At 38.4% G+C, this 6710-nt stretch carries 7 protein-coding genes; 3 read left to right on the top strand and 4 right to left on the bottom strand.

The window, feature by feature from the left end; translation table 11 throughout:
- Positions 1-278: 278 nt before the first annotated feature.
- Together GJV03_RS07265 and GJV03_RS07260 are read right to left on the bottom strand one after the other, a co-directional pair.
- Entirely contained in the window at positions 279-614 is a 336-nt protein-coding gene (locus GJV03_RS07265; protein ID WP_151958089.1) for an AzlD domain-containing protein, read from the bottom strand.
- A gap of 1 nt (position 615) precedes the next feature.
- Positions 616-1278 carry an AzlC family ABC transporter permease gene (locus GJV03_RS07260; protein ID WP_151958090.1) on the bottom strand — a complete coding sequence of 221 codons (663 nt, stop codon included), beginning with the start codon at positions 1276-1278 and terminating at the stop codon, positions 616-618.
- Between the two features lie 116 nt (positions 1279-1394).
- Here GJV03_RS07260 and GJV03_RS07255 point away from each other — a divergent pair, with 116 nt between their 5' ends.
- The gene (locus GJV03_RS07255) at positions 1395-1943 is read left to right on the top strand and encodes an XRE family transcriptional regulator (RefSeq protein ID WP_151958091.1); all 549 of its coding nucleotides are present in this window, start codon (positions 1395-1397) and stop codon (positions 1941-1943) included.
- 103 nt (positions 1944-2046) lie between these two features.
- Complete coding sequence (gene pyrF, locus GJV03_RS07250; protein ID WP_004720776.1) at positions 2047-2742, top strand: orotidine-5'-phosphate decarboxylase; 696 nt, start codon at positions 2047-2049, stop codon at positions 2740-2742.
- Positions 2743-2939: 197 nt separating this feature from the next.
- On the opposite strand, the gene GJV03_RS07245 is transcribed toward pyrF, so the two are convergent.
- Positions 2940-3848, bottom strand: coding sequence for a LysO family transporter (locus tag GJV03_RS07245; protein WP_004720775.1), 909 nt, complete (start codon positions 3846-3848; stop codon positions 2940-2942).
- A gap of 88 nt (positions 3849-3936) precedes the next feature.
- Complete coding sequence (locus GJV03_RS07240) at positions 3937-5460, bottom strand: NAD(P)/FAD-dependent oxidoreductase (RefSeq protein ID WP_154129755.1); 1524 nt, start codon at positions 5458-5460, stop codon at positions 3937-3939.
- 154 nt (positions 5461-5614) lie between these two features.
- Between GJV03_RS07240 and GJV03_RS07235 the strand changes: the two genes are divergently transcribed.
- Positions 5615-6625, top strand: a complete 1011-nt coding sequence (locus tag GJV03_RS07235) for an AraC family transcriptional regulator (RefSeq protein ID WP_004720772.1) — start codon at positions 5615-5617, stop codon at positions 6623-6625.
- Positions 6626-6710: the final 85 nt, after the last annotated feature.

The raw sequence follows: 6710 nt of genomic DNA, 5'->3' as shown, positions 1-6710 counted from the left end.
TTTAATTACTTGAAAAAGAATTTATCTGCTGTAAGGATTAAAATCTAGAGAAGGCAGTGTTTTGAAAATTTTTATTTGGTGGAGTAAGTGAAGTGCTTCAAAATGATCAATATAAAATGAATTTTAAGCGCTTTATGATTGATTAAGTATTCATAAAAATAAGCATAGAGATTAAAACATTATCTTCAATCAAAAATTAAGCACACGTAGTCACTTGCATTATGCTGTTAAAAAAGCGCTTTGATTGTTGTAAAACGCTTTTTTAAGCTTTAACAGTTCTATTGGGCTAACCAGAAAAATTCTGCCAAGCGGAATATTGTGGTGACCAGCATTGCGATCACAATCGTCGTGATAAGTGAGTGGTTTTTCCAAATCAGAAATAAGCCTACCAATACCCCCATGATTTTGCCTAAGTCTGCCCAATCCGCACCTTCAAAAAAAGTGCTGAGAATCGCAATAGAAAACAGTAAAGTTGTTGCGGCATCATTAAAAAGTTGCTCGCGTTGTTGAGTGATCGTAAAATATTGGCCGAGTGAAAGTCCTGCATATCGGATCAGATAAGTCCCCATCGCCAGCAGCATGATCCCGATTAAAATGATAAATTGCTGATGCATGTTATTTTCTTCCTACAAGCAAGCCAAATAATGACATGAGTATTGGAATCCCTAAGGGGAGAAATGGAAAAGTAGCGAGGCTGATGACTGCACCAGTCATTGCCGATTTTCGAGCAGATTTTCTTTTTAATGCTTTAAAGGTAAGTGCAAACAATACGACAGGAAAAATCGTATCGATACCCAGTAATTTTGCATAAGCTAAATGACTTCCCAGTACATAACCGCTTAAAACGCCTATGGGCCAAGCAAATAAAATTCCGACTCCGCACAGCCAATAAGCACTCAGTTTTAGCTCATTTGAAGATTGGCTTAAACCAAATAAAACACTTTCATCATTCATAATATGTGTAGCAAAATATTTTAATTTATTTTTTTTTATAAAATGGGTAATTGCTAAACCAAAAGGCAGATGTCGTAAATTAATCAGCAATCCGACAATCGCAGCTGTAATTGGACTGCTTCCAGCAGCAATCATGCCAATGAAAGTAAACTCGGCAGCACCAGCCAAGACACAGATTGAAAGCAGTAAAGGTATCCAGATCGGCAGTTGATAATTGACTGCAAACGTACCTAATGAAATCCCGATCAGTGCGGTTGCGATACAGAGAATCACGATTGATTTTATCAGGGGCTTGGGTAAATTTTTTATTTCTTTATACTTCATTTAGATGAGCCTTGCTTGGGGTAATAAGATCGTTCGATAAAATGAACGATCATTTGTTATAATAGTTTGATTATTATTGTTCGTCAAACCGAACGATCGTCTTTTTTGGAAGGATAATGTCTATACCAATTGAAATCATTGCAAATAATCTGCAAAAAGAAAGAAAAAGTGCTGCATTATCTTTGGGAGAAGTTGCTCGACGTGCAGGCATTGCGAAGTCCACACTTTCGCAACTTGAATCTGGGCAGGGTAATCCGAGTCTCGAAACATTATGGGCACTTTGCGTGGCTTTAAATATTCCTTTTGCCAAACTTATGGAAGCACAAGCTCAAGCCACACAAGTGATTCGTTATGGTGAAGGTGCTTCAGTTGTTTCTGAAATATCAAATTATCAGGCTGTTTTGTTGGCGACATGCCCACCCAATGCACGACGAGATGTGTATATGCTTACAACTCAACCGGGTGAGCCGCGTTGCAGTAAACCACATCCTATTGGCAGTGTGGAGCATATTATTATCATGCAGGGCTCTGCCAAAGTCGGTTTATTAGACAGTGCTGAGTTGCTTCAAGTAGGGGACTATATTTCCTATCCAGCAGATCAAGCGCATATTTTTGAAGCACTGGAGCAAGACACACGTGCAATTTTGATTTCAGAGCAGAGATAAATCATAAGCAAGATGTAAGAATAGTTGATTGTTTTGTGATGAAGTCGATTTTCTGGCTTTGTACATGGCGTGAATCACTTTATAATGAGCGCAAATTTATGTGATGGAACTGAGATTCGTGAGTATTATTGTTGCCTTAGATGCAAAAAGCCAATATGACGCCCTAGCAATTGCTGATCAGCTTGACCCATCACTATGTCGTTTAAAAGTCGGTAAAGAACTATTTACCCATGAAGGCCCTCTGGTTGTGAAAGCACTACATGATAAGGGCTTTGAAGTATTCCTCGATTTAAAATTTCATGATATTCCTAACACAACTGCGCAGGCAGTTTGTGCTGCGGCCGATTTGGGCGTATGGATGGTCAATGTCCATGCCTCAGGTGGGCGTAGAATGATGGAAACTTGTGTAGAACGCTTAAAAGCAGGTAACTATAAAACCCAATTGATTGCGGTTACTGTACTTACTTCAATGGAACGTGAAGACTTGCGTGAAATTGGTTTAGACATTGAGCCATTTGAACAAGTGAAACGTCTGGCTAACTTGACTCAACAGAGTGGTCTAGATGGCGTGGTATGCTCGGCTCAGGAAGCCAAGATGTTACGTCAGGAGTTAGGTGCTGAATTTGCTTTGGTAACACCAGGGATTCGTCCGGCTGGTGCAAATGCAGATGATCAAAAGCGTATTGTAACGCCTAAGCAGGCCATGCTTGATGGTTCTACTCATTTAGTAATTGGTCGTCCAATTACTCAATCAGAGCATCCAAGTAAAACCCTGCAAGATATTTTAGCTACCCTATAAAAATAAACCCTCTTTTTCAGTTGATCAAGAGGGTGATTTCTTTGATTTATATAATAAAAATTGATGTATATACACTGTAGTGTACCTGCGCTACTAGATCTTTTCTTCAATAGTTTAATTAATCTTTTATATTCCAATGATTCTATTGAACAGTATTACTATCTCGTCAGATAAAGCACGATATTCAGAACTTAATTTTAAAGTGCAGCCAGAACACTTACCGCAATTGGCGCCAATACCGACAGAACAAAACCACTGACCATAGCATGTGGAATATAATCATTCCCGCAAGCTTGTTTCACCATGGGTAAGGTGACGTCCATTGCGGTTGCACCAGCAGAAGAAATTGCTGAACGTGGATAACGCCATCCAATCATATACATAAATAAAATGGCAAAAATCTCCCTAAATAAATCGTTCATTAACGCAATACTTCCCAGATGGGCATTCTTTAATTCAGTCACCACAATCCCTGTCATCGAATAGAAGCCGTAACCTTGCGATAGCATGATTAAATCTTTCATACTGATATCTTGAATCAAAAAAAATGCCGCAACAGCACCCAATAGTGAGCCAATCACGCAGGCAATCGGTACCAGCATAATTTTCCAGTTTAACCAAGAACGATCCAGTGGCGAGTAAGCCAGATCCAAGCCGATCAGTAACATGTAAACTAAAAGTAAATTCCATGTGCTGACATGTAGAGGAACATGAAAAAGGTGGGCTAACTCTGCTAAGCCATAACCTACAGCCAGGGCAATAAATGCATAGCTGATGTTGAGTAATGAACCCATCAATAATTCAGCAGAAACTTTACCTTGTGATGGTTTATAGCCAATCGCTGTAAATACCAGATAACAACAGAAAAATGCACCCAATGATGTGGTGAATGCAATCGTGATTGAACTGGTGAGAATCTGTGCAGGGCTGGCAATGTTATGAATTGTTTGAGAAAACTCCATTGCAATCGCAATTAAAAGAATATAGGTAAAATAAGGCAGTATTTTAAAAGCTATTTTTTCAATGGATTGTGGAATTCTGCGGGCTAAAATAAACCCTAAACATAAACAAAATAAAAGTTGGAAAATAAGCCAAAGTGATTGCATGAAAAAATAGATAGGCAATGGATACCTATCTATTATAGTCGAAGCGCAGAAAAGCGGTTGAAAATTTATAGAAGAATATCAACCAAGTTTATGCAGCTTTTGATTTTTGTTTTGCGCTTTGCTCACGGCCTAATAAGCGGAAATCTGCTGGGTTTACTTTGCGAGTGCTGAGCCAAAATTTCCAGGTATAGGTTGGCCATAATGCAAAGTTTTTACCGCCATCTTGTTGGTACCAACTGACACAGCCAGATTGCCATACCGTACCTTCAAGCTGTTTTTGTACATTTTCATTAAATTGATCTTGTACTTCAGCTTTTACCGTCACTGCTTGCGTCTGTGTTTTTGCAACCATTTGAATCAATTGCAAAATATAATTCACTTGAGATTCAATCATGAAAATTACAGAGTTATGACCCAGTACGGTATTCGGACCAAGCAATTGAAATAGATTAGGAAAACCTTTAGTACTGATCCCATAAAAACTTTCTGCACCATCTTTCCATGCCGTTTTTAATTCAACACCGTGTTCACCATAGCAATCAAATGATTTTAAATAGATCCGTGGGTCTGTAATAAAACCAGTACCATAAATTAAACAATCTATTTGACGTTCTTTGCCATCCTTGGTGATGATGCTATTTTCTGTAATTTCCTGAATTCCATCGGTGATTAATTCAACATTTTTACGATTAAATGTTGGAAAGTATTTGTTGGAAATCAGGATACGCTTACAGCCCATAATATAGTCAGGGGTCAGTTTTTTGGCGATTTCTTTGTCTTTGACTTGGAATTTTATATAAGCTTCCGCAAGTTTCTGACCATATTTCATGATTTGTGGTTTTACAATGGGGACGACACGTGATTCATTTGACCAGTACAAACGAGCACGGTGTAATTTTCTAAACCATTCAAAGCGACTAAATAGATTTTTATCAAGCGCATTATAGGCACGTTCATCACGAGGAATCACCCAAGCAGGGGTTCTTTGAAATACATAAAGATTTTGAACTTTTGCAGCAATTTCAGGAATATATTGAATTGCACTACCCCCAGTACCAATGGATGCTACATTTTTTTGATTTAAATTATAGTCATGTTTCCAGTGAGAAGAATGGAAAACTTCACCTTTGAATTTTTCAATCCCTTTAATTTTAGGAATCTGTGCTACATGTAATGGCCCCGATGCAAAAATAACAAATTGAGCCTCAATTTTTTGTCCACTTTTTAGTGTTAAATGCCAATTGAAATTGTGCTCATCATAACGTGTAGAGACCACTTCTTGATTAAATTGGATGTATTTCTTTAAATTGAATTGCTGAATTAAATCTTGAATATAGTCAAAAATCTCAGGCGCTTCTGCATAGCGTTTTGACCAATCCGTTTTAGGTGCAAAAGAAAGCGAGTACATATGTGATTGAACATCACAAGCCGCACCTGGGTACTGGTTCTCACGCCATGTGCCACCAACATCATCTGCTTTTTCTAAAATGATAAAATCATGAATATTGGCTTGCAATAGGCGGATTGCCATGGCTAAACCACCAAATCCAGATCCAATAATTGCAACTCGCGTTGATTGGGTTTTTGTTTCAGTCGTAGGGGCTGTACTCATTTTTGTTCGCTCTGACTTTTCCAGTTTTACATAGAATATCGGAAATGCAGTGCTGGAAATATGATTGCACTGACACAAAAATTGATATATTCGGCAATTTGCAAAAAACCATCTTTGTAGTACAAAGTTTGGGTAGAAATCAAATGATGATCCAATGAAACGCTCGATTCTCGGTTTAATGTATTTAATTCATGGTATGCGTAATGCTGGAATCGATGTAGATTCACGACTTGCTAGTATTGGGATCAAAGCAGATGCACTTGATCCCAGTTCAATCATTCACCCCAGCTTAGAGTGGGATATACAAAAAGTGATTGGGCAGGGTGTACAGCCAGAAACAGGCTTGTTTATCGGTCAGCATTATTCTTTGGCGGGTTATGGTCCGCTGCTTATGCTCTTGGTGACATGCAGTAATGTTGGTGATGCGATTCAAAATGGTGTGCATTATCAGGGTTTAACCTATTTATACGGTGTCTTAGGGCTTGAGAAAGGCGATCATCAAGTCGCATTAACCTACAAGCCTGTAGACTTAGAAACAGAAATGGGTTTGTTGAGAGCGCAATGTGAAATCTCTGGAACTTATAAATTTCTGGATGATATTTATAAAATGATGGGACTTACAGCGCCCAGCGTGAGAATCGAGTTACCCTTTCAGCAGCCTCAGGATTTAAGTGTATTAAAGCAATATCATGATTATTATGGTTCAGATTTACATTTTAATTGTGAAAAAGCCGCTTTTTGGATCAATGAAGATGTGATGCAACTGCCGATTCCATCCGCAGATCCGATTACACATCGGGTTTACGAAGCCAAGTGTATTGCTGAAATTGAGCGATTAAATGCCGAAGAACAGAAAATTGCGCCGTTGATTCAACGGGTAAATGATTATTTGGAATTACAGCAAGGGATTATTCCGTCGATGGCTGAAGTTGCACAGGCGTTGAATGTGCCTGAAAGAACCTTGCGCCACCAGTTGCAGCAATTAAATACCAGTTATAAACAAATTCGGGAACAGTTGATTAAACACAAAGCTTTACGATTGATTGAATATAAGGAATATTCAATTGAGGTGATTGCGGAATTACTCGGCTACTCAGAACCCGCTGCATTTAATCATGCTTTTAAACGTTGGTTTGGGCAAAGCCCGCGTCAATATGGTAAATAAACAGGTAGTGCTGATATGAGATATAGAGTTAGAATTATCCCAAAGTTTTATTTATCAAAAATGAATATTCGATATACTTCCTTTA

It is taken from the genome of Acinetobacter sp. RIT698 (assembly GCF_009668065.1).
GTDB lineage: Bacteria > Pseudomonadota > Gammaproteobacteria > Pseudomonadales > Moraxellaceae > Acinetobacter > Acinetobacter guillouiae.
The sequence above is the reverse complement of the archived record's forward strand: the minus strand, read 5'-3'. Positions and strand labels throughout refer to the sequence as shown.

Excerpts from the sequence above, each read along its gene's own strand:
- GJV03_RS07265 (WP_151958089.1), bottom strand. The coding sequence starts at position 614 with ATGCATCAGCAATTTATCATTTTAATCGGGATCATGCTGCTGGCGATG.
- GJV03_RS07260 (WP_151958090.1), bottom strand. The coding sequence starts at position 1,278 with ATGAAGTATAAAGAAATAAAAAATTTACCCAAGCCCCTGATAAAATCA.
- GJV03_RS07255 (WP_151958091.1), top strand. The coding sequence starts at position 1,395 with ATGTCTATACCAATTGAAATCATTGCAAATAATCTGCAAAAAGAAAGA.
- pyrF (WP_004720776.1), top strand. The coding sequence starts at position 2,047 with ATGGAACTGAGATTCGTGAGTATTATTGTTGCCTTAGATGCAAAAAGC.
- GJV03_RS07245 (WP_004720775.1), bottom strand. The coding sequence starts at position 3,848 with ATGCAATCACTTTGGCTTATTTTCCAACTTTTATTTTGTTTATGTTTA.
- GJV03_RS07240 (WP_154129755.1), bottom strand. The coding sequence starts at position 5,460 with ATGAGTACAGCCCCTACGACTGAAACAAAAACCCAATCAACGCGAGTT.
- GJV03_RS07235 (WP_004720772.1), top strand. The coding sequence starts at position 5,615 with ATGAAACGCTCGATTCTCGGTTTAATGTATTTAATTCATGGTATGCGT.